The following is a 24,776-nucleotide window of genomic DNA, read 5'->3' on the forward strand; positions in this document are numbered from 1 at the left end:
GGAGATGGCCTCGTCTTCAGAGGACCTGCACCACTTCGTTGACCTCGGGAATCGCCTCGCGCAGCTTGCGCTCGATGCCCATCTTGAGGGTCATGGTGCTGCTGGGGCAGCTGCCGCAGGCGCCCTGCAGACGCACCTTCACGGTGGGGCCGTCGATCTCGACGATCTCGACGTTGCCGCCGTCGGCCATCAGATAAGGACGGAGCTCATCGAGCACACGCTCGACGTTCTCGATCGTGAGGGCGCGAGGGTCGCTGATGGCGGCCTCGGAGCCGGCGGTGGTTTCCGTGCTGGCGGTCTCGGTGCTCATGGCTCAGGGGCGGACGGGGTGTGCGCTGAGCTTAGGAACCGGGCCGGGAGGCTGCCTCGTTGCCGGCGAGGTTCCACCGCTTCATCCCTAGGATCGGCTTTCCAGATTGCCCCTTGAACGGGACCATGACCGACGTTCCCGTTCAGCGGATCCGCAACTTCTGCATCATTGCCCACATCGACCACGGTAAATCGACCCTGGCCGACCGGCTGCTGCAGGACACCGGAACGGTGGCGGCGCGCGACATGCAGGCCCAGTTCCTCGACAACATGGAGCTGGAGCGGGAGCGGGGGATCACGATCAAGCTCCAGGCCGCGCGGATGGAGTACACCGCGGCCGATGGCGAGACGTACATCCTCAACCTGATCGACACGCCGGGCCATGTGGACTTCTCCTATGAGGTGAGCCGCAGCCTGCAGGCCTGTGAAGGCGCTCTGCTGGTGGTGGATGCCAGCCAGGGGGTGGAGGCGCAGACGCTGGCGAATGTGTATCTGGCGCTGGAGAATGATCTGGAGATCATTCCGGTGCTCAACAAGATCGATCTGCCCGGCGCCGATCCGGAGCGGATCAAGGAGGAGATCGAGGCGATCATCGGGCTCGACACCTCGAAGGCGATCGATTGCTCCGCCAAGACGGGCCTGGGCATCCCCGAGATCCTCGAAGCGATCGTGGAGCGGGTGCCGGCACCGCCCGACCGCGTGAACGAACAGCTGCGCGCCCTGATCTTCGACTCGTACTACGACCCCTACCGGGGCGTGATCGTGTATTTCCGGGTGATCAGCGGCCAGGTGGCCCGCAAGGACAAGGTGCTGCTGATGGCCAGCAAGACCACCTACGAACTCGATGAAGTGGGGGTGATGGCGCCCGACCAGCGCCAGGTGGAGAGCCTCCATGCCGGCGAGGTGGGCTACCTGTCGGCGTCGATCAAGGCGGTGGCCGACGCGCGGGTGGGCGACACGATCACCCTGGTGGCCGATCCGGTGAGCGAGCCGCTGCCGGGCTACACCGAGGCCAAGCCGATGGTGTTCTGCGGCCTGTTCCCCACCGACGCCGACCAGTACCCCGATCTGCGCGAGGCGCTCGACAAGCTCAAGCTCTCCGATGCGGCGCTGAAGTATGAACCGGAAACCAGCAGCGCCATGGGCTTCGGCTTCCGCTGCGGCTTCCTGGGGCTGCTGCACATGGAGATCGTGCAGGAACGGCTGGAGCGGGAGTACGACCTCGACCTGATCGTGACGGCCCCCTCGGTGATCTACCGGGTGAACATGATCGACGGCAGCACGCAGATGGTGGACAACCCCGCCACCCTGCCGGATCCGCAGAAGCGGGAATCGATCGAAGAGCCCTATGTGAAGCTGGAGATCTATACGCCCAACAGCTACAACGGCACCCTGATGGAGCTGTGCCAGGAGCGGCGGGGTGAGTTCATCGACATGAAGTACATCACCACCGATCGGGTGACGCTGCACTACGAGATGCCGCTGGCGGAAGTGGTGACGGATTTCTTTGATCAGATGAAGAGCCGCACCAAGGGCTATGCCTCGATGGAATACAGCCTGATCGGCTATCGCAAGAACGAACTGGTGCGCCTCGATGTGCTGATCAACAGCGAGAAGGCCGATCCGCTCACCACGATCGTGCACCGCGACAAGGCCTACAACGTGGGCAAGGGCCTGGTGGAGAAGCTCAAGGAACTCATCCCCAGGCAGCAGTTCAAGATCCCGATCCAGGCTTCGATCGGCAGCCGCATCATCGCCAGCGAAAGCATCAGCGCCATCCGCAAGGATGTGCTGGCCAAGTGCTACGGCGGCGACATCTCCCGCAAGAAGAAGCTGCTGAAGAAGCAGGCGAAGGGCAAGAAGCGCATGAAGGCCATGGGCAAGGTGGATGTGCCCCAGGAAGCCTTCATGGCGGTGCTGAAGCTGAATCAGTAGGGCTGCCGCTCAATCCGTGAGGCAAGCCAGATCGAGCGCAGCGGGAAGGCCCGGCAGCGGCTCGGAGCCAGGCACGGCGGCAAACCAGGCGAAGGCCACCGAAGCGTCCACCACCCAGGGACCTGATTCAGCGGCTATCGCGGTCCTCGCGGATCAGGGCCGCCACGTCAAGGCTGCGGCCCGCTGCCGGTGTGGTGGCCCGCAGACGAGCCAGCTGCCGAATCAGGAGCTGCGCCATGGCGCCTCTGGGATTGCTATCAGTCATTGATAGCGCCGAGCTGAATCAGTAGAGCTGGCGGTGACGCGGGGGTGGTCCGATCTGGGTCTCCGAGCCGCCCATGATGACCATGCGGCGTGAGCGTTCCCGCTCGATCAGGGCCTTGAGGGCCTCGCGGATCAGCTGGCTGCGCTCCCTGATGCCGCTGAGGCCTGTGGCTTCACTGAGCAGATCGTCGTCGAGGGTGAGTGTGGTGCGCATGCCTGAGTTTGAAGCCGCGACGTGCGACGCAAGACCTGACAGTCCGGGTCGAGCAATTTCGTTACGGTCAGGTTCAGCAGGCGGACGGTCGATGACGCTGGCCCAGCCACTCCCCTCTCCGGCCCTGCAGCTGCTGCAGCTGCCCTGGGATCTACGGCTCAACCCAGATCACTCCTAGGACGTCTGAGAGGAGCAGACTGGCTCGATGGCTGACCGCTCCGCCGACTGGCTGAATCAGGCCCTGCGGGACCTCGAGCAGGCCGAGGCCTCCATGCAAGCCGATCGGCATGAATGGGCCTGCTTTGCCGCCCATCAGGCCACCGAGAAGTCGCTCAAAGCCTTGAATATGGCCCTGGGCCAACAGGTCTGGGGACACACCCTCACTCGGATCTGGGCTGAAGTGCCCGGCAAGGATGAGCTGCAACCACCTCCACCGGAAGCGCTTGAGGACAGGCTTCGCTTGCTGGATGGTTTCTACATCCCCACCCGCTATCCGGACAGCTATCCGGACGGCACCCCGGGTGAACATTTCGGCAGACTGCAGAGCGAGCAGGGCCTGTTCCATGCCACAGCGATCATCGAGTGGGTCCGTGCTGCGCTGGCCCAGTTCCGAGAGCGTGCTTGAGGCGGCGGGCCGGTGGGCCCAGCGCCAGGCGGCGGCCCAACCGGAGCTGGAGGGCGTGGGTGTCTTCGGCTCCTACGGGCGCGGCGATGCCGGTGTGGGCAGCGACCTGGATCTGCTGCTGGTGCTGCGGCAGTGCGAGCTGCCGATCTGGGAGAGGCTGCGGCCCTGGGACACGGCCGATCTTCCGCTGGCGACGGATCTGCTCGTCTACAGCCGCAAGGAGTGGGAAAGTCTCCCCCAATGGAACCCGAAGCTGGCGGCAACGCTTGAGCGGGACCTGCGCTGGCTGATCGCTCCGTAGCCCTGGTCAAGCTCAGGTGTTGAGCCTGAAATTCAGTAGGACGGGCGACGGGGGGTGGTTCCGAGCTGGGGCTCGGAACCACCGAGTTCTGCTAACCGATGGGCACTTTCTCGTTGCACGAGGGCTTTGAGCGCTTCGCGGACCAGCTGGGTGCGCTCGTTGATGCCACTGAGCTGCTGAGCCTGGCTGAGGAGGTCGTCGTCGAGCTTGAGAGTGATGCGCATGCCCCATTTTGAGCCGCTGAGCCCGGCGACACATGCAGAAATGGCGGTGCATCCGCCAGAAAGGCTGAGCTTTTGGATGTGCTGATCGCACCTGTGCAACGTTTGTTGAAGCCATCACCCCAGCTCCGCTGAATCTGGTGCGCCAGCCCGCCCTGGCTGGGAACGCTTGGGATGTCGTGGATTGAGGAGTCCGCCAATGGCGGTTCCATGGACGGCTCGACGCTGTCGGGCCCAGGGGACCTGGCGCAGACAAGCGCCGGAGGCTGAGCAGGGTTTCCTGCTGCCGCTGGCGTTCGGAGTGGCGCTGGTGTTGATGCTGAGTGCGCTGTCGGTGCAGACGGTGGCGCTTCAGGGCAGCCGGCTGGCGGCCGCGGAGCTGGAGCAGCGCCAGTTGGAGGACGCGCTGGCGTCGGCGGCGGAGCAGGTGGCGAGCCGCCTGAGTGGTGAGCACGCCTGCCTGCTGCCCCTGGCCTCCAGTGCCTGGATCACGCCGGTGCCCGGCTGCGGCGCGGGGCTGGATCCGGGCACTCTGCTGAGCGGACGGGTGGGTGAGAGCGACTACCGGCTGGTGTCGTGGACTCCGGGGCTGCCCGGAGCGGCGGGGCCTCCGGGTGAACTGCGGCTGGAACTGAGCCAGGGGGCTGTGCAGCGGTTGTACGCGCTGGAGCTGGCGGGGGAGGCCCCGCAGCCCCTGCATGTGGCGGGTCTGCGGGGGATGGGGCGATGACGCTGGTGGAGGTGATGGTGTCGTCGGTGGTGTTCGCCCTGGCGGCGAACGGCTCAGCGCAGCTGTGGGGCTCGGCCATGGCCTGGAACCATCGCGCCGAGCAACGGCAGGAGCTGCTGAGCCAGCTCGACCTGGTGCTGCTTCAGCGGGAGCGGGCGCTGCGTGTGGCCGCCGCCGGGGTGACGGCGCCGATGAGCTGCGGCGCTGCGGCGGCGTGGATGGACCTGCAACTGAGTGCGGCCGGCGGCCCAGTGCCGGAGGGGGTCACGCTGACGACGGACGCGGGTGAGACGGACGGAGCCGGTGCCCTCTGGCTGACGGCCACAGCCGATGGCCTCGAGCGCAAGCGGCTGTTTGCTCCCGCGGCCCATGGCCTGTGCAGGCCATGACCCGGCGATTCACCGCGTCGCGGGGCCCCGCTCAGGGCTTTTCGCTCCCGGAGCTGCTGGTGGGCGTGACGGTGCTGCTGCTGCTGGCCGGGCTGGCGATCCAGGCCGGCGGCGAATCGATGGCGCGCCAGCGGCTGGAGGTGGCCACGCGGCGACTGGTGCTGGGGATCGAGCGGGGCCGCGCGGCGGCAGAACGGCATGGACGGCCCTGCGGCCTCAGCCTGGCGCCGGAGGGATGGCAGGCGCCGTTGAGCGGGTCGCTGGCTGGCTGTGAGCAGGCCGCGATGCCCCTGGGTGAGGGGGTGGAGAACGGCACGATCGAGCTGAGCCACAACCTGCCCGACACCCTGCGTTTCAGCAGCAACGGCCTGGTGCTGGATGGCGGCACGGTGGTGCTCAGCAGTGCCGGTACGGAGCTGCGCCGCTGTCTGGTGATGGCCCTGCCGCTGGGGGTGGTGCGGGTGGGCCGCTATGGCGGCGCGCCCGGCGGCCGGCCCGACAGCAGCGCCTGCAGCCCGGATCCAACCCTGTGAGACGCCTGACGATGCCGAGGATTCAGACGACGAAACGCCAGGCCAGCGCAGGCTTCGGGCTGGTGGAGCTGCTGCTGGCGATGGCGCTGGGGCTGATGCTGTGTGGCGTGGTGGTGCAGGCGCTGCTGGGGGAGGGGCGCAATGCGCAGCAGTTCTCGCGGTTGGTGCGCGAGCGCAACCATCAGCGGCGGGCCCTGGCGCTGATCCGCACGGATCTGGAGGGGGCCACGGAGGTGGTGAACGAGGCGGCGCCGCTGCCGGTGAGCTGCGGGGTGGCCGGCCGGCAGGTGGTGCTGCAGCTGAAGCGCGACGGCACGGTGATTAGCTATTCGGTGGGCGCGCCACCGAGCGGCATCTGGCGGGGGCAGGTGCTGATGCGCTGCGGGCCGGCCTACGGGCTGGAGGGGCGCATCGACCCCAGCAGCGCGTCGCTGAGCCGGGTGGTGGTGGATGGCCTGGCGAGTGATCCCAGCAGCTGGGCGGGTTGCGGACGCTTGCCGGGTGCCACGGCGCTGAACGGGTCGACGGGATTGCCCTTTTCGGCCTGCCTGGATCCGGCCAGCCAGCTGGTGGCGATGCGGCTGGAGCAGAGCTTCACGGATGGCGGCGGGCCGGTGCAGCGGGTGCGCAGTGAGGTGGTGGCTGGGGTGGGGTGAATGCAATGGCATGTGGAACACGACTGAAAAGCCCTTCATGACCTGATAGAGGCTGGGCAGGTCGTTGATCGGGAGGAGCAAGGTGTGGCACCTGATCGACGCAGAATTTCAGTTCACTGCTCGAATTGAGTTGCCGCCGTACAAGGTGGGCGGTTTGCTGGAGTTCTCGACAGTGGTCAGAAATTCTTGGTGACTTTGTCTGACTATCCTGCGGTCAGTGCAGCGGATGAATGAGGAACACAGATCACATGCGGATCTCACGGTCGTCGAAGACCACCACTTCTACATCCCTCATGGTGACTCCGGAGATTGTGCAGGAGGAGCGCATGCAGTTGCTGATACCGCTGGGGGCCGGACCTTCGAAGTAAACGATGTCTTCACGGCCTGGCGCTCCCTGGACGATGGCCCCGCTCTGTGGGATGTACTGATTGGGCTGGGCATTTGGCGTTGCGCTTCCCGTGAGCGTGCCGCCACCGCAGTACACGTTGGGGAGGCTGCAAACATTGATACCGCGCGCGTCGCGATCGTCTAGAAGATTATAAGGGGGATTGACCCGATCGCGATCACGAAAGCTGTTCGAATAAGCGGTGCCGCCAGGAGTCTGGAATCCGAGAGTGATCCGTATGGCCCGAGTTGCGGTGTTGGTGTCGGTGGTAATCAGGGCGGCAGTGAGTTCTGAAGCTGCGCCGGCGAGCACATCCTCGCGGTAGGTGTTTGGATCTAACTGACCGTTCGCTGCAACTGTGGGGCCACAACGCACGATCACATTCGGCCCGCGCCACTGGTTGACTTCCGTTCCGGCGGGGGGGCGAATTCCATAGACGATCGGAATCTGGCTATGGGGAGCCAGCACGCCGAATCGCACATTTGCCGCCGTGTTAAGCGTGCAGGCAAGATTGCCGCGTAAGGTGTTGATGCGATTCAGATCGGTGATCACCCGCTCGCCTTGGGTCACCTCCTCTTCCATAAACTCCGAAACCCGTGCCCAGTCGTCACGCAGTTGAATCACCCGTTCACTGCGGGCCGAGCTGCGCATGATGCTCAAAAGTAGAAAACCTGCTCCCACCAACACCACCGATCCGAGAGTTGCCGCCACCAAAAGCTCCACCAGAGTGAAACCCTGGGCACATCGGCGGGAATCAAGGGAGGGAGGAAGGGGGGGCATGGTGGGGTTCAGGGGTTGATGTAATTGCAGTTGGCTACAGCCGTCCCCAGAGGCTTGGAGCCTGCTCCCACGATCCCCAGTGGTGATGTGACGCGTACGCACCGGTCGGTGCTTGCACCGGCGAGAGTGAGCACGAATGTGGCTCCGTTCACAGATGTGCCCCGCTGGGTGAAGATAACTGCAGCAGGGGAGGTGTTATCGACCGCCAGGTTGGGGTCGCTGGCTGCTGCGGACAGATCAAGAGCTGGGTCGCCAGCGCAAGTATTGCCGTTTGCATTTGAAGGGCTGAAGGTAGTTCCGGCTCGATTGATCGTGCAGGTTCCGCCGAGCCGCATGGCATTGCGCCGGGATGAGTCCAGGTAGCCCACCAATTCAAGTGAAGCATGGCGCAAACGTGAGCTAGAAACTACACCACGCAGCAGTACAATCCCTGAGCCAGCAGTGATTCCGATGACAACTACGGTGATCAGCATCTCTACCAAAGTAAAGCCCGTTGCAGCTGGTGAGACTCCATAGGCCTTGTGGGAGAAAGATGTCATCAGGGGCACCAGGAAGCGGCTTCCACGAAAACGGAAGAGGTGCGGAACAGCTGAATTTCGGAGTCGTTCGGGGATTGGTAGGTGATGTCGAGTCGCTGTCCTGTACTTATCGCTAATTCGTCAGCTGACGTGTTGAGCGCGATTGTGCGGATCACGGAAGAGCCTGGGGCCTGAGCATTGCTGATGGTGGTGGCCCCGATCTGGAAGGGATTGGGGCGGTTCGGTGGAACGGTGGTGGAAGCCCCCTCAGTGAGGAATTGGTTGCGCACCGTTCCGTTGATACACCAAGACCGGAATAGTTGATATCTACTGGTCAAAACGCTGTTGAAAGCTGGGAGATAGGAGAGTGCAGATCCGCTGGATTGACATCCATTGTTGGTATTGGCGGGAGCTGTGGCATAGGGGCCAATCTCGCAGTGCCAGATTTTGCTGTAATCGCGTATCCAGGACAAGTCCTCGGACACGGACGCTTCGAGGGCATCACGGCGAGCGGCCAGATTTGAGCTACGCCATGGGGCCAGAAAGGCCCCCACGATCCCGGCCATTGTGATTGCCAGCAAAACTCCGGCGAGCAGTAACTCCACCAGGGTGAATCCGCTGGAACCGAATCGACGCAATCGAGGTTTGAGAGTTGCCATGGGTTTCGTTCAACCTGGATCCATCACGCCCTGCGCCCGATACCGGACTGTGCCGAGGGGGACATCTGCGTTCAGGGCCGATTGGAGTACCTGAAGGCCGTTGCTTGGGCCAATGAAATTGATAGAGTTGGAGCTGTTAGAGGCGAAACGGCAGCCCCATAGAACACCATAGTAATTGGCTGCCTGCGAGCCGCCACCTGTGTAGGAAATGGTGCCATTGGGGAGCCACATAAAAGCCCCGCTAATTGGAGTATTGCCTGTCATACTGGTAGTTTGTAGATTGCAGGGATTCTGGCCGGAGCCTGAGTTGTAACTTGGTTGGTTAAGGCCGTAGATACGAAGTCTGGCGAAATTGTTTGTGCTGGTTGAAGTGTATTCGTTATTGATTATTTGCCCGCCTCCGCTCAGCGCGATAACCGGGTTGGCGGCGCCAGAGCCAGTGATGAAAATGCTCACTGGCTTTGGGGCGGTTCTGACCCGGAGAGTTCTGTTGCCACCTAAGTCGATCCGAGATACTTGACAAACGACTTGATTGACCCCATCAAGAGTATCGTTTTTGCATTCGGGGCGCAATGTGGCAAGGGTGGAGTCTGTGTAGGGATAATTATCTAAGCTCGTTGTTATATTCGGTGCAGTCAAGGAGCTAAGATCTGGGTTGGGATACTCTCCGTAGTTAAAATCACCTTTGTAGATCGTTCCCCCATAGGGTCCTTGAATGCCGAGTTCAGTCCTCAGGCCGGCTTGAGTCGTTGCGGCGCAATCAACACAGTAGATGTCAAGCCAGGAGTCGGGAGGATTATTATAGCTTCCATTGGCATCTGAATCAAAGTAGAGGTTTGTCTGACTGATATTGGCGCTTGTGCCAATTACCATGGAACTTTCGCCCTGGCCCGGCCCGGCGAAGGCCTTCACATGTACTTTGCGGTTAAGGATGAACTGGCCTAGCACCTGATTGTTGGCATTGATCAGCTCGCCACGAATGGTTATGCGACCATCGCCGCCCCAGAGATTGCCGAAGCGGGTTGTGCCGTTGGTGCCCTGGAGACAGGTGTTGTTCACCGCCCTTGGCGCCACGTAGTTGGTGATCTGGTATCGTGCGGAGGGTTGGCCGGTTGCCGCTGGAAGGACCCTCCAGGCATTGGAGCTGTTGCTAGAGATGCCGTTGAATTTCTGGTTGGGTTCGGCTCCAAAGACGGCGAGCCCGCAGGCATCGCTTAGCGGGGCATTGCTCTGCCATTGGTCCCAGTTGGTGACAAGCAGATAACCGTAGCGGTCGGTGTTGAGCTTGGCTATGGCCTCGGAGAAGCCGTATTCGGCGGCTTCACGGGCGCTAGTGAACAGCAGTTGACGGTTGGAGCCCAGCAGGCTGTAGTTGGCGCGAGCCGCGAGGAGAACCGCAGCGATCACAATCGCGATCGAGGCAAGCACAGCGAAGGGCATCACGAACCCCCCCTCGAGCTGTGCGCACCGCTGCCGATGAGCCGCTTCAAGCAGCATGGCCATCAGCAGCCGGGAAGAATGACTTTGTCGCCTGGGCCTGCCCCTCTCACCGCTGCAGTGCAGGTGAGTAGCAGTGACATAACGCTTCGCCATGGCGCTTCGGCTTTCCGCTTCAACCCGTCCTTACCATACTCAGCAGGAACGTGACCGGATCCTACGGGGCTTCACAATTGGTGCAGTCCATACCATCCAGTTCTGGTCGCCGCTGTCGACGTGGCGCCCCCTCCCCTCTCATTCCATGAAACGGCACGGATGCCTTTCCTGGCCATGAGTAATCGCCATCTGCGAGCTGGGCACTTTCTTCGGGGGACCGTCCTGATTCGGTGTTGTTCTTCGCTGCTTTGAGCCTTGCCTTGCGGAGCAGATCGCTGCGCAACATGTCTGAAGCCAATAATGAACGCTCTCACCGCTCCAGCAACAGCTATGTCCTAGTCGCTGTCGATGGCCCTTGATCGAAGGTTTTTCACTCCAGCGGGTGAGGCCTGGCCCCGTGAGCGAGAGCTGAGGCTCGCTCGTCTGGATGCTGGCTCGCCTTCCCCTAAATAGATGTTGCACTAGATTCCGAACCAGGCCTGAGCAGCAAAGCGCTTTTGCCAACTGATTTTGTTGTAACTTCGTGCTGAGGTCATTTATATTGTGTAAAGGTTTGCGCGCCAGCCACAGAGTTTACTTGGGATCAAGGAGCCTCCTTGAGAAGGCCCGGCAGCAGAGTTGTGTGGGTGAAGCATGACTTAGTTAAGGATCTTGCTGCATGCTGTCGATGTATTAGGGAAGCTCTGGTTAATCGGGTTTTGAGCGGCCGCAGTGTGCAAGAACGGTGCCTTTAGCTGTGATTTGCCTCTGAGGCCAACTTCTGATGGCTTTTGGGCTCATGTTCGGCCACTTTGGGCTGGTTTTTGAGGCTGTATCGAGGTGTTCAGACACACCACGCCCCTGGTCAGACTGTCGCGAGTAACTGTCGTCGGGCCGCGAACAGGTTCGACAATGCCGCTAGCACGTTGATCTTGCAACGGTTCTTGTCCAGACCACGCAGCCTGGTCTTCTGAAAGCCGAACTGCTGCTTGATCACCCGGAAGGCCGCGTCCCTTTGCGTGGTGTAAAACCCGAGGCCCGAATGCCCTAGTCAGAGGGTGAACAGGGTGGAATGACGGGCTGTCATTCCGGAGGTGCAGATGCGCCTCGTTCAATCACGATGAATCAGGACGAATGACTTGTCAAGTCTTTCGTCAGCTTGCGGATGTGTTGTGAGTTGGAGTGACTTCTGCGGCCTGGAGGTGGCAGCGGCCGGCCCCCGGGCTGCGATCAAGGCCGCTGCGCCCTCTGGGGGCGCTGCAGCCTCGATCACCTGGGGCCTGCGTCCTGCCTCTCTCAGGTGCTGAGGGCCTGGAGAGCAGGGATGGCATCCAGCTCCGGGATGGTCGCCATGCTCTCGGCTGAGAACATGCGCCGGCCCTCCAGCTGCCAGTGCTCGTGCTGCTCCAGCAGTACCGCGCCCACCAGGCGGGTGATCGACGCGTCGTTGGGGAAGATGCCGACGACCCTGGTGCGGCGTTTGATTTCCTCGTTGACCCGCTCGAGCAGGTTGGTGCTCCAGATCTTGCGCCAGTGGTCCTTGGGGAAGTGGCGGAACGCCAGCACGTCCTCCTTGGCCTCATGCATCAGCGCAGCGGCCTTGGGGAAGCGCTCCGCCAGCGAGGCCGCCAGATCATCCCAGCGGGACTCGATCTCTTCCGCGCTCTCCTGAGCGAACACGCTGCGCAGGGCGGCGGTGACCATGCCCTGGTGAGCCTTGGGAACGCACTGCAGCAGGTTGCGGGCAAAGTGGACCCGGCAGCGCTGCCAGACGCTGCCCTGCAGCTGCCGTCGGATGGCCTTGGTGAGTCCGCTGTGGGCGTCAGAGATCACCAGCTTGACGCCAGCGAGGCCTCGCTCCTGGCCGCGTCCCTTTGCGTGGTGTAAAACCCGAGGCCCGAATGCCCTAGTCAGAGGGTGAACAGGGTGGAATGACGGGCTGTCATTCCGGAGGTGCAGATGCGCCTCGTTCAATCACGATGAATCAGGACGAATGACTTGTCAAGTCTTTCGTCAGCTTGCGGATGTGTTGTGAGTTGGAGTGACTTCTGCGGCCTGGAGGTGGCAGCGGCCGGCCCCCGGGCTGCGATCAAGGCCGCTGCGCCCTCTGGGGGCGCTGCAGCCTCGATCACCTGGGGCCTGCGTCCTGCCTCTCTCAGGTGCTGAGGGCCTGGAGAGCAGGGATGGCATCCAGCTCCGGGATGGTCGCCATGCTCTCGGCTGAGAACATGCGCCGGCCCTCCAGCTGCCAGTGCTCGTGCTGCTCCAGCAGTACCGCGCCCACCAGGCGGGTGATCGACGCGTCGTTGGGGAAGATGCCGACGACCCTGGTGCGGCGTTTGATTTCCTCGTTGACCCGCTCGAGCAGGTTGGTGCTCCAGATCTTGCGCCAGTGGTCCTTGGGGAAGTGGCGGAACGCCAGCACGTCCTCCTTGGCCTCATGCATCAGCGCAGCGGCCTTGGGGAAGCGCTCCGCCAGCGAGGCCGCCAGATCATCCCAGCGGGACTCGATCTCTTCCGCGCTCTCCTGAGCGAACACGCTGCGCAGGGCGGCGGTGACCATGCCCTGGTGAGCCTTGGGAACGCACTGCAGCAGGTTGCGGGCAAAGTGGACCCGGCAGCGCTGCCAGACGCTGCCCTGCAGCTGCCGTCGGATGGCCTTGGTGAGTCCGCTGTGGGCGTCAGAGATCACCAGCTTGACGCCAGCGAGGCCTCGCTCCTTGAGGTGGGCGATGAACTCCGCCCAGAAGGGCTCGCTCTCGCTGTCGCCCACCTTGAGGCCCAGCAACTCCCGGCGCCCGTCCTCGTTCACCCCCATGGCGACGACGACGGCGCGGGAGCAGACCTGCTGAGCCTTGCCCAGCCGCCCCTTGAGGTAGGTGGCATCGAGGTAGACGTAGGCGTAGCCGCTGCTCTCCAGCGGCCGGCCCAGGAACGCCTGCACCTGCTGGTCGATCTCCTGACAGATGCGACTCACCTGCGACTTGGAGATGCCGCTCTGGGAGCCGAGCGCCGCCACCAGGGCATCGACCTTGCGGGTCGAGACCCCACCGATGTAAGCCTCCATGATCACCGCGTACAGGGCCTGATCAACCCGGCGGCGGGGTTCGAGGATCGAGGGGAGGAAGCTGCCCGCGCGCAGTTTCGGGATCTGCAGTGCCAGATCCCCCACCTGGGTGGTCAGGGTGCGAGGCCGGTAGCCGTTGCGGTGGCCGAGCCGCTCCTCGGTGCGCTCGTGCCAGTCCGCACCGAGGAAGGCAGCGAGCTCCAGCTCGATCAGCTGCTGCAGGCCGTGGCGTGCCAGTTCAGGGATCAGCTCCCCGGCACTGCTGCCATCGAGTAGCGAGGCCAGCTCAGGTACGGCAGCATGGGTCTTGGGCATGGTCTGTCTGGTTGAGGTGGTTCTCAAACCAGGGAAACGGGCCTGCCCACCCCTTGCAACGTCAGCCGTGGAGCCGATCGCCTGAGGTGCGGACGCTCAGCCCGGCTACGCCGGGCTGAGGCCCTGGGGATTTACACCACTGCCGGGGACGCCAGCCTCGCTCCTTGAGGTGGGCGATGAACTCCGCCCAGAAGGGCTCGCTCTCGCTGTCGCCCACCTTGAGGCCCAGCAACTCCCGGCGCCCGTCCTCGTTCACCCCCATGGCGACGACGACGGCGCGGGAGCAGACCTGCTGAGCCTTGCCCAGCCGCCCCTTGAGGTAGGTGGCATCGAGGTAGACGTAGGCGTAGCCGCTGCTCTCCAGCGGCCGGCCCAGGAACGCCTGCACCTGCTGGTCGATCTCCTGACAGATGCGACTCACCTGCGACTTGGAGATGCCGCTCTGGGAGCCGAGCGCCGCCACCAGGGCATCGACCTTGCGGGTCGAGACCCCACCGATGTAAGCCTCCATGATCACCGCGTACAGGGCCTGATCAACCCGGCGGCGGGGTTCGAGGATCGAGGGGAGGAAGCTGCCCGCGCGCAGTTTCGGGATCTGCAGTGCCAGATCCCCCACCTGGGTGGTCAGGGTGCGAGGCCGGTAGCCGTTGCGGTGGCCGAGCCGCTCCTCGGTGCGCTCGTGCCAGTCCGCACCGAGGAAGGCAGCGAGCTCCAGCTCGATCAGCTGCTGCAGGCCGTGGCGTGCCAGTTCAGGGATCAGCTCCCCGGCACTGCTGCCATCGAGTAGCGAGGCCAGCTCAGGTACGGCAGCATGGGTCTTGGGCATGGTCTGTCTGGTTGAGGTGGTTCTCAAACCAGGGAAACGGGCCTGCCCACCCCTTGCAACGTCAGCCGTGGAGCCGATCGCCTGAGGTGCGGACGCTCAGCCCGGCTACGCCGGGCTGAGGCCCTGGGGATTTACACCACTGCCGGGGACGCCAGCCACCCGGAATGGGTGCTCGACTTTCGATCGGATGTGAGCCTTGGCCGTCTCGATCAGATCCTGCAGCCTTCCTTCTGGTGTGTCCGGTAGGGCTCGCCGTTTTCCGGGTCGCATCGCCACCCTGAACTCCGTGGTTTTGCCTGCCATCTCCGGTCTCTTGGCGATGCCCTGGTAGCCCGCATCCGCGTAGACGACCGCCTCATCACCATGCAACAGATCGGCCGCCGGGGTGAGGTCGTGCACGTTGGCGGCCGTGACCACCACCGAATGGATCAAGCCCGAGTCCTTGTCTACGCCGGCATGGACTTTCATGCCGAAGTACCACTGGTTGCCCTTCTTGGTCTGGTGCATCTCCGGATCCCGCTTCCCCTCTTTGTTCTTGGTGGAGCTGGGTGCCGCAATCAAGGTGGCGTCAACGATGGTGCCCTGGCGCATCGTCATGCCCCGCGCAGCGATGTGAGCTTTGACGGTGTCAAAGATCGCCTGGCCCAGCTCGTGCTTTTCCAGCAAGTGGCGGAAGGTGAGGATCGTGGTCTCATCAGGGATCCGCTCGCTGATCAGCTCGATGCCCGCGAAGCGGCGCATGGTGGGCACCTCAATCAGGGCCTCCTCCATGGCTGGATCGCTGAGTGAATACCACTGCTGCAACAGGTGGATCCGCAGCATCGTGGCCAGCGGATAAGGAGGCCGGCCGCCCTTCTTGCCTGATTTGGGGTAGTAGGGCTCGATCAATGCGATCAGCGCCTGCCACGGCACTACCGCCTCCATCTCAGAGAGGAACTTCTCGCGCTTGGTCTGCTTTTTGGCCGTGGTCAGCTCATAGTCCGAAAAGCCGAGCTGCTTGCCGCCCATCAACCCAGTCCTGACCTGCGATCACGGCACCATTGTCCCGCAGATGGGCTGGTTTAGCGGCGTCCCAGCAAGTGGTGTAACTCAGGAGGATCAGCCCCGGCGTAGCCGGGGCTGACGGCTCACCTCCCTCAGATTTCAGCTGTGGCAATGGGTGGGCCGGTCTGTGACCCTGTTCGGAGAACTACCACCAAACCGAACACAGACCATGACCCTCACCCATAGTGGCGCCTCCGAGCTGAGCCAGCTCATGGAGGGCACCACCGCTGGCGCCCTGATCCCAGAGATCGTGCGCCGGGGTTTCCAGGACCTGCTGGAAGCCGAGGTTTCTGCCCTCACGGGCGCTCAACTCCATGAGCGCTGCCCCGATCAGCGCTCCACCCATCGCAACGGCTACCGGGAGCGGCTGCTCACCACCCAGGTGGGCGACCTCAGCCTGGCCATTCCCAGGTTGCGGCAGGGCAGCTTCTTTCCCAGCTGGCTGGAGCCACGCCGCCGGGTGGACAAGGCGCTCTACGCCGTGGTGATGGAGGCCTACACCGGCGGGATCTCCACCCGCAAGGTCGACGCCCTGGTGGAGGCGCTGGGCGGGGCCAGCGGCATCTCCAAATCGGAGGTGAGCCGCATCTGCCAGGGGCTCGATGAGCAGGTGAAAGCCTTTCTGGGCCGGCCGCTTGACCATGCCCGCTTTCCCTACGTCTACCTCGACGCCACCTACCTCCACGGCCGCCTGGGCCGAAATATGCAGGTGGTGTCGCGGGCGGTGGTGGTGGCGATCGGCATCAATGCCCTCGGCTACCGCGAAGTTCTCGGCATTGCCGTGGGCGACAGCGAGGCGGAGGGCTTCTGGCGTCAGTTCCTGGGCTCACTCAAGGAGCGTGGCCTCGACGGCACCCGCCTGGTGATCTCGGATGCCCACCTGGGCCTGACGGCAGCGATCAAGCGGATGTTCCAGGGCAGTAGCTGGCAGAGGTGCCGGGTGCACTTCCTGCGCAACCTGCTGAGCCATGTGCCCAAGGCCGGCCAGGACATGGTGGCCGCTGCCATGAAAGCGGTGTTCGTGATCCAGGCTCCAGATCAGGTGCGCGCCCACTGGCAGCGGGTCACCGAGATGCTGCGCAAGCAGTTCCCCGGCGCCGTGCCCGTGATGGAAGCCGCCCGGGACGACGTGCTGGCCTTCCTGCACTTCCCCCAGGAGCACTGGCGCAAGGTCTGGAGCACCAACCCGCTCGAGCGCCTCAACAAGGAGATCAAACGCCGCACCAACGTGGTCGGCATCTTCCCCAATGATCCAGCGATCGTGCGCCTGGTGGGCAGCCAGCTGCTGGAGCAGCAGGAGGAATGGCAGCTGGAGCGTCGCCGCTTCTTCTCTGAGGCCACCATGGCCAAGATCCCAGAGCCAGAAGAGCCCTTGGAGCTCACCGATGCAGATCCGAACGCCCAGCCGGCTGCAACCATCAGCTGAAGCGCACCAGCTTCTACCTCGATCTACACAGAACACATCGATCGCTGAGTTGCCAATTCAGCGATCAGGGTTCATAATGGATCAATGGAGCTGCGCAATCAGCTTCCAAGCAGTCATCCCCTGACTGCTCCTGTTCACCCTCCGGAGAGGGTCACAGGACCTCCTGAGTTACACCACTCGGAGGGGCGCTACCGGCTGGTTTTCCAGAGTCTCCTTAGGGCAGAGATTGCGAATCGCAACCATATTGCTTTGGCGAAGCGGTGTTGCTGCTGAAAAAATGCTGAGGAAATGCCGTGTTACTTTCGTGCGTTGCCAGTGATTCAGGCCATCGGTGCCTTGGTCTCAAGGTGACTTGGCCTTTCAAGTGCCAGTCCACATCTGGCTTTTCAGCGATAGCACGCCGGAGGCTTGTGCTAGAGGTGAGCCGTGCGTTAGGGATGCCGAACAGTTCATTGATGCCTATGCTTTAAATGTGATTTCTACACAGCAAATGAACGCTTCACTTCGTTTAAAGATCTTGCAAAGTTTGCCAACTAGGTCTCAGCGAATTGCTCTTCAAAGAGGCTTCACTCTTGTGGAGCTCATGATTGTTGTTGCCGTTATCGGCATCCTATCAGCTCTGGCGATTCCTAATTACGTTCGAGCACGTGATGTGGCCGCTATTGGTGCCGCCATGGGAGAGGCTATTGGGCTCGCCAAGGAGTGTGCGACTAGTGCCGCTTCAGACATTGACGTTGGCTCTTCTGCGGCCGTTAATGCAGCAATTACTGAGCCTGCTGCGGGCGCATGCGTGGGTCTCGCTGCAGGCGCGACTGCTGATTATGTGGTTACTGCCACGGCCTTTAATCCTGCATTGTCCACCCAGTCATTTCCTGAGGGCATACGTTGTTTAGACCAAAGGTCGGCGGGTGGAGAAACAACAGCGACTATTACCATTGATGACGCTGGGGCTACCACTTGTGCATTTAACTAGTAGCATTAAAGTGTGACTTGGGGGCATGTTCCATGTTAGGCATGAAGTGCTTCGCCGCAGCTCTTCATGCCTAACTCTTTCTTGGTTGCTCTGGATTGGCAGCCCTTGCCATTAAGCTGCTCCAAGCAGTAATAGCTTTATTGTATTGCGTCTATTTTCTTCTTGCTGACTTATGGGCTTTCGTTCTTGGACAGAGAGGCTTTGTTTGTTATGAATGCGTTGCAACCTGCCCCATCGTGTTGCGCTCCTCCCCTTTTTGCCTGAGGGGTCTCTGCTCGTTGAGAGTTTTCAAATTCTTCTTGTCGGCCCGGATTGTCGCAGCCCCGCTTCACCAACGACGCCCTTTATGCCGCAGCTGTAGGCTTGGCAATTCGTAGCGGCTCTCTTAAAAGGAAAGCTGAAGCCAGTCCGGAGCACTCTCACTCGTCTAGCTGCAGCTATGCGCTCATAGCGACAGACGGCCGGCTGATTGAGCGTTTTTCGCTCCAGAAGGTTCAGGCTTGGGCAAGTGAGCGCGACAAAGTGCTCAACCGCATTGAAGGTCGCAGGAAACTGCAGGGCCTACCCATCGAACAACGTCTTGCACGTTTCCGGTCATGGCCTGAGCCGCAGCGCGCCCTGGCCTGGGCAGTGTCTTCCGGGCAGCCCATCCCGCCGGGTCGCTTCGGGGCAGGAGAGCTGCTGACCGCAGTGCTGTTGCTGGCACTCTTCGTGCTGCCGGGAGTTGTGTTTCTGATCTGGGCCGTTCCACGCGGCCGGAGCTACCGCCAGGCATTGGCCATACTGGTTCGTCAGTGGCGGGCGTCTGGTGAGCCAGATCCCGTGGATGCTGCCTTCAGGCGTCTGGTGAGCCGGTGAAGCTCTCTTCAGCCAGTGTGTCCCTGCGCAGTCGCCTGCAGGCCAGCAGCATGCTGGCTGTGCTGGCTGGCTTTGCTCTTGTGGTTCTGGCCCACCGGGAGTTGCTCGATCGCTCTCGCGCCCAGCGGCACCGCCTGGCGGCGGATCAGGTGCGCCAGGAGTTGTTGCAACTCTCCCCCACGGCCGGCCCTGCCGAATTCCAGGCCAAATTGGATCGTCTCCTCACCCCAGGCCGGGTGTTGTGGCTGGAGCTGGAGCCTGGGCGGCCCTACCGCTGGCCCAGGCGAAGCGCCACTGTGTCTCAGCGGGTGAAGCTTGCTGAGCTGGTGGACACTGTGAAGCGCCGCTGCATCGGCTACAACCACCTGGTGGCCTTCACTGTTGGCGGTCGCCTATACCTCTGCAGCAGCCAGCCGCTCAGCTTCTCCGGCCGGCCAGCCTTGTTGCGGGTGGTGGAAGACATCTCGGCCGATCTTGAACGCCGCCGCATCGTGCTGCTGCTGCTGCTGGCCGCAGCGGGTCTGTCCTCGCTACTCACCAGTATCTTGTTGAGATTGGTGGTGAGGCAAACGCTGATGCCGCTTGATCAGCTCAGCGCCCAGCTGGGCCGGATCGATGCTGAAAGCCTTGAGCAGATCCGGCTGTCCGGCACTGGTCAGCCCGAGGAACTGAAACCAATCGTTGCAGCCTTCAATGCCTTGCTGGATCGCCTGTCCGCCGCACGCCAACGTCAGCAGGCCTTCGTGGATGGCGTCGCCCACGAACTGCGCACGCCGATCACCCTCATCAGCGGGTACGCCCAGAGCCTTCAACGACAGGGTCATCCCCTGGCTGGCGGGCCGGAGCTGGAGCTCATCGCGCGCGAAGCGGAGCGCATGGGCCGGCTGGTCAGAGAACTGCTCGACATCGCCCGGGAGGAAGCCGGCCGCCTGCAGTTGGGACGCGACCCTCTTGACCTGGATGAAGCCCTGCTGACGGCCTTCGAGCGGCTGGAGCCCCTGGCCTCCGCCCGCCTGCGGTTGCGCATTCCTGAGGATGGCTCACCGCCCCTGGGCCTTGGCGACAGCGAGCGGCTGCAGCAGTGCCTCACCAACTTGGTGGAGAACGCCCTCAAGTACACCCCGGAGGGCACTCCAATCGAACTGTTCAGCTCGACCAGCGCCAGCGAGGCGGTGCTGCATGTGCGCGACCATGGCCAAGGGGTGACCCTGGCGGAGCAGGAGCGCATCTTCGAGCGTTTTGTGCGTGGCTCCAGTGAAGCCAATGCCAGCGGCAGCGGCATCGGCCTGGCAATGGTGCGCCTGCTGATGAGGCGCATGGGCGGCGAGGTGCGGGTGGAGGCGGCCCCCGGCGGCGGCGCCGACTTTCAGCTGGTGCTGGAGCGGGTGCAGCTCAGTACTTCGGCTCCCCTTGCTTGAGCATGAAGCCCACGCCACGCACCGTCTGGATCAGGCTGGGCAGGCCGGGACGCTCGATCTTCTTGCGCAGGTAGCGGATGTAGACATCGAGCAGGTTGGCATCCCCCACGAAGTGCTCCCCCCAGACGTTGTGCAACAGCGCCTGGCGCTCCTGCACCCGCTGGGGTTCTCTGAGCAGGGCCAGCAGCAGGTCGTACTCCCGCACTGTGAGCTGGATCGGCTTGCCTCCGCGGCTCACCTCATGGCTGGCGGTGTTCACTTCAAGATCCGCGAAGCGAAGCAGATCGTCGCTGCTGGAGGCGCCGGGCAGCCGGCGCAGCCGGGCCCGCACCCGTGCAAGCAGCTCCTCGATCGAGAAGGGTTTGGTGAGGTAGTCGTCGGCACCGGCATCTAGTGCCTCCACACGCTCCGCCACCGCATCGCGGGCGGTGAGCATCAGCACTGGGGTGGTGAGCTCACTGGCCCGCAGCCGCCGACACACCTCCACGCCGCTGAAATCTGGCAGGCTCCAATCGAGCAACACAAGATCCCAGCCAGCGTCCCGCAGGCGGATCAGCGCCTGCTGGCCCGTTCCCACCGCTTCCACGGAGTAGCCCTCCACGGTGAGTTCACCGGCCAGGAAGTGGTGCAGCTCGGGGTCATCATCGACGACCAGAACCCTGTGCTGGTGGGGCATAGGACTTCTTTTGGTAGCGCCCCTCCGAGTGGTGTAACTCAGGAGGTCCTGTGACCCTCTCCGGAGGGTGAACAGGAGCAGTCAGGGGATGACTGCTTGGAAGCTGATTGCGCAGCTCCATTGATCCATTATGAACCCTGATCGCTGAATTGGCAACTCAGCGATCGATGTGTTCTGTGTAGATCGAGGTAGAAGCTGGTGCGCTTCAGCTGATGGTTGCAGCCGGCTGGGCGTTCGGATCTGCATCGGTGAGCTCCAAGGGCTCTTCTGGCTCTGGGATCTTGGCCATGGTGGCCTCAGAGAAGAAGCGGCGACGCTCCAGCTGCCATTCCTCCTGCTGCTCCAGCAGCTGGCTGCCCACCAGGCGCACGATCGCTGGATCATTGGGGAAGATGCCGACCACGTTGGTGCGGCGTTTGATCTCCTTGTTGAGGCGCTCGAGCGGGTTGGTGCTCCAGACCTTGCGCCAGTGCTCCTGGGGGAAGTGCAGGAAGGCCAGCACGTCGTCCCGGGCGGCTTCCATCACGGGCACGGCGCCGGGGAACTGCTTGCGCAGCATCTCGGTGACCCGCTGCCAGTGGGCGCGCACCTGATCTGGAGCCTGGATCACGAACACCGCTTTCATGGCAGCGGCCACCATGTCCTGGCCGGCCTTGGGCACATGGCTCAGCAGGTTGCGCAGGAAGTGCACCCGGCACCTCTGCCAGCTACTGCCCTGGAACATCCGCTTGATCGCTGCCGTCAGGCCCAGGTGGGCATCCGAGATCACCAGGCGGGTGCCGTCGAGGCCACGCTCCTTGAGTGAGCCCAGGAACTGACGCCAGAAGCCCTCCGCCTCGCTGTCGCCCACGGCAATGCCGAGAACTTCGCGGTAGCCGAGGGCATTGATGCCGATCGCCACCACCACCGCCCGCGACACCACCTGCATATTTCGGCCCAGGCGGCCGTGGAGGTAGGTGGCGTCGAGGTAGACGTAGGGAAAGCGGGCATGGTCAAGCGGCCGGCCCAGAAAGGCTTTCACCTGCTCATCGAGCCCCTGGCAGATGCGGCTCACCTCCGATTTGGAGATGCCGCTGGCCCCGCCCAGCGCCTCCACCAGGGCGTCGACCTTGCGGGTGGAGATCCCGCCGGTGTAGGCCTCCATCACCACGGCGTAGAGCGCCTTGTCCACCCGGCGGCGTGGCTCCAGCCAGCTGGGAAAGAAGCTGCCCTGCCGCAACCTGGGAATGGCCAGGCTGAGGTCGCCCACCTGGGTGGTGAGCAGCCGCTCCCGGTAGCCGTTGCGATGGGTGGAGCGCTGATCGGGGCAGCGCTCATGGAGTTGAGCGCCCGTGAGGGCAGAAACCTCGGCTTCCAGCAGGTCCTGGAAACCCCGGCGCACGATCTCTGGGATCAGGGCGCCAGCGGTGGTGCCCTCCATGAGCTGGCTCAGCTCGGAGGCGCCACTATGGGTGAGGGTCATGGTCTGTGTTCGGTTTGGTGGTAGTTCTCCGAACAGGGTCACAGACCGGCCCACCCATTGCCACAGCTGAAATCTGAGGGAGGTGAGCCGTCAGCCCCGGCTACGCCGGGGCTGATCCTCCTGAGTTACACCACTTGCTGGGACGCCGCTCAGAACCTCTTGGCCGATCACAGGAACTGCGAGTACAACACCCTCAGGCCTCCAAAGCCCTGACTCCCTGAAGCAGAGCACCGATGACCAGATACCTCCCGGCCGATGATCAGTGCTGGCAGTCCATTGATGTGCGGGGAATCACGATGCAGGCCTGCCGCCTGTGGGAAGGGAACTACAACGTGGAATCGGGGCTCTATCGAATGCCTGAAGGCATGTCGATCCCAACGCATCATCATGCCCATTGGTGCCAGGTGTTTATTCTCAGCGGAGTGATGGAAGTGCAGGCGGAGGCCGAGGATCCGCACCTCATCGCAGCTGGCGGCTCCTATTTTGTCGAGCCTGGGGATACCCACCGAGAAACGGCTGTCAAGGACAGCCTGCTGCTGGTGATCTGTGAGGAAGAACGGGAGGAGTTCCGCCGCTAGAGAAGCGACTCATTATCCTGCTGCTCGCTCGCATCCTTTCGATGGATGCCTTGGCGCGTGGGCGAGAATCATGAGCCGTCGATTCCAGTCCCAATTCGTCGCAGCGTTCCCGAGGTGGCTCAAGGAGGAGATGGAACAGTCTGGTTGCAGGAGGATCCTCAATCGGTTCATCATCATCCCCTGCGGGTTCTGGCCCGTCGACGGTCCGATCTGTGTCGGTGAGTCGGAGTCGGTTGCTGTCGCGACCCTGGTTGCCGTCTCCACTCCGCAGGGCATGCTCTGGTGTCTGCTCCCTGGCCGGATTGTTCCCCATGGATCCCCACCAGCACGTCACGGCGGTGATCACCCATCGCGTCCGCCCCGGCAGGGAGGCGGGCTATGAGGCCTGGATCAAGGGCATCGCCGCCGACGCCCGCCGTTTCGACGGCCATCTGGGGGTGCACATCCTGACCCCCCAGCTCGGTGGAGGCTCTGATTACGCGATCGTGCTGCAGTTCGACACCTGCCCCCACCTCGAGTCCTGGCTGCAGTCCGAGGTGCGCAGGGGCTGGATCGAGCGGGTGATGCCGCTGATCAGCGAGCAGGAATCCATCCAGGTGCTCACGGGCCTGGAGGCCTGGTTCCGGTTGCCCGGACAATCCACCCGTCCATCCCCGCGGCGTTACAAGCAGGCCCTGCTGGTGTGGTTGGGTGTCACCAGCGTGGCCCTGCTGGTGAGCCCCCACGTGGCCGTCTGGCTGGCCGCCTGGCCCTGGGCGCTGCGGGTGTCGGTGAATGCGGCCATCACGGTGGTGTTGCTCACCTATGCGGTCATGCCCTTTCTCACCCGCCGTTTCCAGGGCTGGCTGTTCAGCGGCTGATCCTGCTCTGCAGGTTTGGGCGCAGACCCTCCCAGAGCCGGGCCAGGTCGTCGGGATCGCCGGCATCGAGGCTCGCGCCAGTGGCCGCCCTGAAGACGGCCTAGAAGGGAGAGAAGGTTGGTGCGTGAAGGCCACAACGATGCGCATCATCCTTCTGGGCAATGCCGGAGCTGGCAAGAGCACCCTGGCCAGGCAGCTGGTGGCCCGGCAGCCGGCGGCGCGGCTCTCCCTCGACGCTGTGGCGTTTGAGCCAGGCAGCCCCCAGCGTCGCCCGCTGGCGCAGAGCGTGGCTGCCGTGCGGCAGTTCATCGCCGAGCACGACCACTGGATCATCGAAGGCTGCTATGCCGACATCCTCGAGCCGGTGCTGGTGCACGCCGACGACCTGATCTTCCTCAATCCCGGTGTGGACATCTGCGTGGCCCACTGCCGGGACCGGCCCTGGGAGCCCGAGAAGTTCAGCTCCGCTCGCGAGCAGGAGGAGCATCTCGAGAACCTGATCGTCTGGGTGCGCGCCTACCCCACGCGCTCTGATGAGTACGGACTCAGCCGTCACCGGGCGCTCTACGGCACCTTCCCAGGCCGCAAATGCGAGCTCACGCAACCGGAGCACTTCAGCGAGGTGCTCCAGCCTCGGTGAGTTCCGGCACCGTTCCTCAGCGCCCCTCGGCGTGCCCGCAGGACCAGTCGGTGGTGCCTTTGCGCGATCGAGGGGCAGAATCCGCACATTCCCTGCTCTGTGCCTCCGGAGTGGCCGATGACCCTCGAGGACGACAACAAAGCCGTGGTTCGGCGCTACGTGGAGGCGTTCAACACTGGAAATCTGCAGGCCCTCAAGGGTCTGTTCGCAGAAGACGCGGAGATTCAGGGAGTGCTCGGCCATGGCCTGGTGAACAAGGTGGAGCCGATCTGGCGCCAGCTGATCGAGGGCTATGGCCTGCAGCTCACCAATGAAGACCTGGTGGCGGAGGGTGATCAGGTCTGCGCCCGCTACACCGAAACCGGCACCTTCAAGGCCCCGGCCTTCGGGAACCGGCCCACCGGACGCTCCAACACCCTGGTGGCCATGGAGTTGTTCACCTTCACCATCCGGGAGGGCAGGATCAGCCGGCGCTGGGGTGCCCGCGACGCCGCCTCCCAGGCCCGCCAGCTTGGCCAGCCACCGTCCTAGAGCCATGGCGG

The 24,776-nt window shown here is 63.2% G+C and carries 27 protein-coding genes and 2 pseudogenes; 15 read left to right on the forward strand and 14 right to left on the reverse strand.

All coding sequences use genetic code 11. The features are described 5' to 3' along the window. Positions 1-16: 16 nt before the first annotated feature. Positions 17-310, reverse strand: a complete 294-nt coding sequence (locus tag I1E95_RS11520; RefSeq protein ID WP_231594591.1) for a NifU family protein — start codon at positions 308-310, stop codon at positions 17-19. A gap of 125 nt (positions 311-435) precedes the next feature. Here I1E95_RS11520 and lepA point away from each other — a divergent pair, with 125 nt between their 5' ends. Beyond that, positions 436-2,244 (forward strand): translation elongation factor 4, encoded by a 1,809-nt coding sequence (lepA, locus tag I1E95_RS11525; RefSeq protein WP_197162404.1) that lies wholly within the window; start codon positions 436-438, stop codon positions 2,242-2,244. A 283-nt stretch (positions 2,245-2,527) separates the two neighbouring features. Here the strand turns inward: lepA and I1E95_RS11530 are convergent, their stop codons facing one another. Further along, positions 2,528-2,722, reverse strand: a complete 195-nt coding sequence (locus tag I1E95_RS11530) for a type II toxin-antitoxin system VapB family antitoxin (RefSeq protein WP_197162406.1) — start codon at positions 2,720-2,722, stop codon at positions 2,528-2,530. Between the two features lie 205 nt (positions 2,723-2,927). Between I1E95_RS11530 and I1E95_RS11535 the strand changes: the two genes are divergently transcribed. Together I1E95_RS11535 and I1E95_RS11540 are read left to right on the forward strand one after the other, a co-directional pair. Further along, complete coding sequence (locus I1E95_RS11535) at positions 2,928-3,347, forward strand: HEPN domain-containing protein (RefSeq protein ID WP_197162408.1); 420 nt, start codon at positions 2,928-2,930, stop codon at positions 3,345-3,347. Beyond that, positions 3,313-3,648: a nucleotidyltransferase domain-containing protein gene (locus I1E95_RS11540; RefSeq protein ID WP_231594592.1), complete on the forward strand. Its 336-nt coding sequence runs from the start codon at positions 3,313-3,315 to the stop codon at positions 3,646-3,648. Before I1E95_RS11535 ends, I1E95_RS11540 begins: the two co-directional genes overlap by 35 nt. Before the next feature lie 32 nt (positions 3,649-3,680). Here the strand turns inward: I1E95_RS11540 and I1E95_RS11545 are convergent, their stop codons facing one another. Continuing rightward, entirely contained in the window at positions 3,681-3,872 is a 192-nt protein-coding gene (locus I1E95_RS11545) for a type II toxin-antitoxin system VapB family antitoxin (protein WP_197162412.1), read from the reverse strand. Positions 3,873-4,185: 313 nt separating this feature from the next. Here I1E95_RS11545 and I1E95_RS11550 point away from each other — a divergent pair, with 313 nt between their 5' ends. Genes I1E95_RS11550 through I1E95_RS11565 form a run of 4 tightly spaced genes read left to right on the forward strand, consistent with a single transcriptional unit; the run spans position 4,186 to position 6,177 of the window. After that, entirely contained in the window at positions 4,186-4,599 is a 414-nt protein-coding gene (locus I1E95_RS11550; RefSeq protein ID WP_197162414.1) for a hypothetical protein, read from the forward strand. Beyond that, entirely contained in the window at positions 4,596-4,988 is a 393-nt protein-coding gene (locus I1E95_RS11555) for a hypothetical protein (protein ID WP_197162416.1), read from the forward strand. Before I1E95_RS11550 ends, I1E95_RS11555 begins: the two co-directional genes overlap by 4 nt. After that, positions 4,985-5,521: a GspH/FimT family protein gene (locus I1E95_RS11560; RefSeq protein ID WP_197162418.1), complete on the forward strand. Its 537-nt coding sequence runs from the start codon at positions 4,985-4,987 to the stop codon at positions 5,519-5,521. Before I1E95_RS11555 ends, I1E95_RS11560 begins: the two co-directional genes overlap by 4 nt. An 11-nt stretch (positions 5,522-5,532) precedes the next feature. Continuing rightward, a complete protein-coding gene (locus tag I1E95_RS11565; RefSeq protein WP_197162420.1) occupies positions 5,533-6,177 on the forward strand; it encodes a hypothetical protein in 645 nt (214 codons plus the stop codon). Between the two features lie 244 nt (positions 6,178-6,421). Here I1E95_RS11565 and I1E95_RS11570 read toward each other — a convergent pair whose 3' ends face one another. The 9 genes and pseudogenes from I1E95_RS11570 to I1E95_RS11605 all read right to left on the reverse strand — a co-directional run. Further along, the gene (locus I1E95_RS11570) at positions 6,422-7,342 is read right to left on the reverse strand and encodes a type II secretion system protein J (RefSeq protein WP_197162422.1); all 921 of its coding nucleotides are present in this window, start codon (positions 7,340-7,342) and stop codon (positions 6,422-6,424) included. Positions 7,343-7,350: 8 nt separating this feature from the next. Further along, positions 7,351-7,881 (reverse strand): GspH/FimT family pseudopilin, encoded by a 531-nt coding sequence (locus I1E95_RS11575; RefSeq protein WP_197167444.1) that lies wholly within the window; start codon positions 7,879-7,881, stop codon positions 7,351-7,353. Further along, on the reverse strand, positions 7,881-8,519 hold the full coding sequence (locus I1E95_RS11580; RefSeq protein WP_197162424.1) for a prepilin-type N-terminal cleavage/methylation domain-containing protein: 639 nt from the start codon (positions 8,517-8,519) through the stop codon (positions 7,881-7,883). Before I1E95_RS11580 ends, I1E95_RS11575 begins: the two co-directional genes overlap by 1 nt. 9 nt (positions 8,520-8,528) lie before the next feature. Next, complete coding sequence (locus I1E95_RS11585) at positions 8,529-10,022, reverse strand: hypothetical protein (protein WP_197162426.1); 1,494 nt, start codon at positions 10,020-10,022, stop codon at positions 8,529-8,531. A gap of 934 nt (positions 10,023-10,956) precedes the next feature. Then, a pseudogene (locus I1E95_RS16935) lies at positions 10,957-11,094 on the reverse strand (IS5/IS1182 family transposase); the annotation flags it as partial. Positions 11,095-11,387: 293 nt separating this feature from the next. Continuing rightward, positions 11,388-11,924, reverse strand: coding sequence for a transposase (locus I1E95_RS11590; protein ID WP_231594593.1), 537 nt, complete (start codon positions 11,922-11,924; stop codon positions 11,388-11,390). A 322-nt stretch (positions 11,925-12,246) separates the two neighbouring features. Next, positions 12,247-13,473, reverse strand: a complete 1,227-nt coding sequence (locus I1E95_RS11595) for an IS256 family transposase (RefSeq protein WP_197161492.1) — start codon at positions 13,471-13,473, stop codon at positions 12,247-12,249. A gap of 61 nt (positions 13,474-13,534) precedes the next feature. Continuing rightward, complete coding sequence (locus tag I1E95_RS11600) at positions 13,535-14,299, reverse strand: IS256 family transposase (RefSeq protein WP_370594544.1); 765 nt, start codon at positions 14,297-14,299, stop codon at positions 13,535-13,537. A gap of 156 nt (positions 14,300-14,455) precedes the next feature. Further along, a pseudogene (locus I1E95_RS11605) lies at positions 14,456-15,307 on the reverse strand (IS5 family transposase); the annotation flags it as partial. Positions 15,308-15,512: 205 nt separating this feature from the next. Here I1E95_RS11605 and I1E95_RS11610 point away from each other — a divergent pair. The 4 genes from I1E95_RS11610 to I1E95_RS11625 all read left to right on the forward strand — a co-directional run bounded on the left by I1E95_RS11610 (position 15,513) and on the right by I1E95_RS11625 (position 20,018). Beyond that, positions 15,513-16,769 (forward strand): IS256 family transposase, encoded by a 1,257-nt coding sequence (locus I1E95_RS11610; protein WP_197161565.1) that lies wholly within the window; start codon positions 15,513-15,515, stop codon positions 16,767-16,769. A 352-nt stretch (positions 16,770-17,121) separates the two neighbouring features. Next, a complete protein-coding gene (locus tag I1E95_RS17200; RefSeq protein WP_304623242.1) occupies positions 17,122-17,742 on the forward strand; it encodes a type IV pilin protein in 621 nt (206 codons plus the stop codon). Positions 17,743-18,054: 312 nt separating this feature from the next. Next, positions 18,055-18,600 (forward strand): hypothetical protein, encoded by a 546-nt coding sequence (locus I1E95_RS11620; RefSeq protein WP_197162428.1) that lies wholly within the window; start codon positions 18,055-18,057, stop codon positions 18,598-18,600. Continuing rightward, positions 18,597-20,018 carry a sensor histidine kinase KdpD gene (locus tag I1E95_RS11625; protein ID WP_197162430.1) on the forward strand — a complete coding sequence of 474 codons (1,422 nt, stop codon included), beginning with the start codon at positions 18,597-18,599 and terminating at the stop codon, positions 20,016-20,018. The genes I1E95_RS11620 and I1E95_RS11625 overlap by 4 nt, the downstream gene beginning before the upstream one ends. On the opposite strand, the gene I1E95_RS11630 is transcribed toward I1E95_RS11625, so the two are convergent. Both I1E95_RS11630 and I1E95_RS11635 read right to left on the reverse strand, forming a co-directional pair. After that, complete coding sequence (locus tag I1E95_RS11630; RefSeq protein ID WP_197162431.1) at positions 19,993-20,694, reverse strand: response regulator transcription factor; 702 nt, start codon at positions 20,692-20,694, stop codon at positions 19,993-19,995. The genes I1E95_RS11625 and I1E95_RS11630 overlap by 26 nt on opposite strands. A gap of 205 nt (positions 20,695-20,899) precedes the next feature. After that, the gene (locus I1E95_RS11635; RefSeq protein ID WP_197161565.1) at positions 20,900-22,156 is read right to left on the reverse strand and encodes an IS256 family transposase; all 1,257 of its coding nucleotides are present in this window, start codon (positions 22,154-22,156) and stop codon (positions 20,900-20,902) included. 296 nt (positions 22,157-22,452) lie between these two features. On the opposite strand from I1E95_RS11635, the gene I1E95_RS11640 reads away from it, so the two are divergent. The 4 genes from I1E95_RS11640 (at position 22,453) to I1E95_RS11655 (ending at position 24,765) form a co-directional block, all read left to right on the forward strand. After that, positions 22,453-22,734: a cupin domain-containing protein gene (locus I1E95_RS11640; RefSeq protein WP_231594594.1), complete on the forward strand. Its 282-nt coding sequence runs from the start codon at positions 22,453-22,455 to the stop codon at positions 22,732-22,734. A gap of 311 nt (positions 22,735-23,045) precedes the next feature. Then, complete coding sequence (locus I1E95_RS11645; RefSeq protein WP_197162434.1) at positions 23,046-23,594, forward strand: antibiotic biosynthesis monooxygenase; 549 nt, start codon at positions 23,046-23,048, stop codon at positions 23,592-23,594. Positions 23,595-23,733: 139 nt separating this feature from the next. Further along, the gene (locus I1E95_RS11650; protein WP_197162436.1) at positions 23,734-24,234 is read left to right on the forward strand and encodes an AAA family ATPase; all 501 of its coding nucleotides are present in this window, start codon (positions 23,734-23,736) and stop codon (positions 24,232-24,234) included. A gap of 117 nt (positions 24,235-24,351) precedes the next feature. Then, positions 24,352-24,765 carry an ester cyclase gene (locus I1E95_RS11655; protein ID WP_197162438.1) on the forward strand — a complete coding sequence of 138 codons (414 nt, stop codon included), beginning with the start codon at positions 24,352-24,354 and terminating at the stop codon, positions 24,763-24,765. Positions 24,766-24,776 lie beyond the last annotated feature (11 nt).

Origin of the sequence: Synechococcus sp. CBW1107, assembly GCF_015841355.1 — a bacterium.
Classification (GTDB): Bacteria; Cyanobacteriota; Cyanobacteriia; order PCC-6307; family Cyanobiaceae; genus Regnicoccus_A.

Bases quoted from the DNA above. Each gene is read 5' to 3' on its own strand.
- I1E95_RS11520 (WP_231594591.1), bottom strand. From the start codon at position 310: ATGAGCACCGAGACCGCCAGCACGGAAACCACCGCCGGCTCCGAGGCC.
- lepA (WP_197162404.1), top strand. From the start codon at position 436: ATGACCGACGTTCCCGTTCAGCGGATCCGCAACTTCTGCATCATTGCC.
- I1E95_RS11530 (WP_197162406.1), bottom strand. From the start codon at position 2,722: ATGCGCACCACACTCACCCTCGACGACGATCTGCTCAGTGAAGCCACA.
- I1E95_RS11535 (WP_197162408.1), top strand. From the start codon at position 2,928: ATGGCTGACCGCTCCGCCGACTGGCTGAATCAGGCCCTGCGGGACCTC.
- I1E95_RS11545 (WP_197162412.1), bottom strand. From the start codon at position 3,872: ATGCGCATCACTCTCAAGCTCGACGACGACCTCCTCAGCCAGGCTCAG.
- I1E95_RS11550 (WP_197162414.1), top strand. From the start codon at position 4,186: ATGCTGAGTGCGCTGTCGGTGCAGACGGTGGCGCTTCAGGGCAGCCGG.
- I1E95_RS11555 (WP_197162416.1), top strand. From the start codon at position 4,596: ATGACGCTGGTGGAGGTGATGGTGTCGTCGGTGGTGTTCGCCCTGGCG.
- I1E95_RS11560 (WP_197162418.1), top strand. From the start codon at position 4,985: ATGACCCGGCGATTCACCGCGTCGCGGGGCCCCGCTCAGGGCTTTTCG.
- I1E95_RS11565 (WP_197162420.1), top strand. From the start codon at position 5,533: ATGCCGAGGATTCAGACGACGAAACGCCAGGCCAGCGCAGGCTTCGGG.
- I1E95_RS11570 (WP_197162422.1), bottom strand. From the start codon at position 7,342: ATGCCCCCCCTTCCTCCCTCCCTTGATTCCCGCCGATGTGCCCAGGGT.
- I1E95_RS11575 (WP_197167444.1), bottom strand. From the start codon at position 7,881: ATGACATCTTTCTCCCACAAGGCCTATGGAGTCTCACCAGCTGCAACG.
- I1E95_RS11580 (WP_197162424.1), bottom strand. From the start codon at position 8,519: ATGGCAACTCTCAAACCTCGATTGCGTCGATTCGGTTCCAGCGGATTC.
- I1E95_RS11585 (WP_197162426.1), bottom strand. From the start codon at position 10,022: ATGGCCATGCTGCTTGAAGCGGCTCATCGGCAGCGGTGCGCACAGCTC.
- I1E95_RS11595 (WP_197161492.1), bottom strand. From the start codon at position 13,473: ATGCCCAAGACCCATGCTGCCGTACCTGAGCTGGCCTCGCTACTCGAT.
- I1E95_RS11600 (WP_370594544.1), bottom strand. From the start codon at position 14,299: ATGCCCAAGACCCATGCTGCCGTACCTGAGCTGGCCTCGCTACTCGAT.
- I1E95_RS11610 (WP_197161565.1), top strand. From the start codon at position 15,513: ATGACCCTCACCCATAGTGGCGCCTCCGAGCTGAGCCAGCTCATGGAG.
- I1E95_RS11630 (WP_197162431.1), bottom strand. From the start codon at position 20,694: ATGCCCCACCAGCACAGGGTTCTGGTCGTCGATGATGACCCCGAGCTG.
- I1E95_RS11635 (WP_197161565.1), bottom strand. From the start codon at position 22,156: ATGACCCTCACCCATAGTGGCGCCTCCGAGCTGAGCCAGCTCATGGAG.
- I1E95_RS11640 (WP_231594594.1), top strand. From the start codon at position 22,453: ATGCAGGCCTGCCGCCTGTGGGAAGGGAACTACAACGTGGAATCGGGG.
- I1E95_RS11645 (WP_197162434.1), top strand. From the start codon at position 23,046: ATGGATCCCCACCAGCACGTCACGGCGGTGATCACCCATCGCGTCCGC.
- I1E95_RS11650 (WP_197162436.1), top strand. From the start codon at position 23,734: ATGCGCATCATCCTTCTGGGCAATGCCGGAGCTGGCAAGAGCACCCTG.
- I1E95_RS11655 (WP_197162438.1), top strand. From the start codon at position 24,352: ATGACCCTCGAGGACGACAACAAAGCCGTGGTTCGGCGCTACGTGGAG.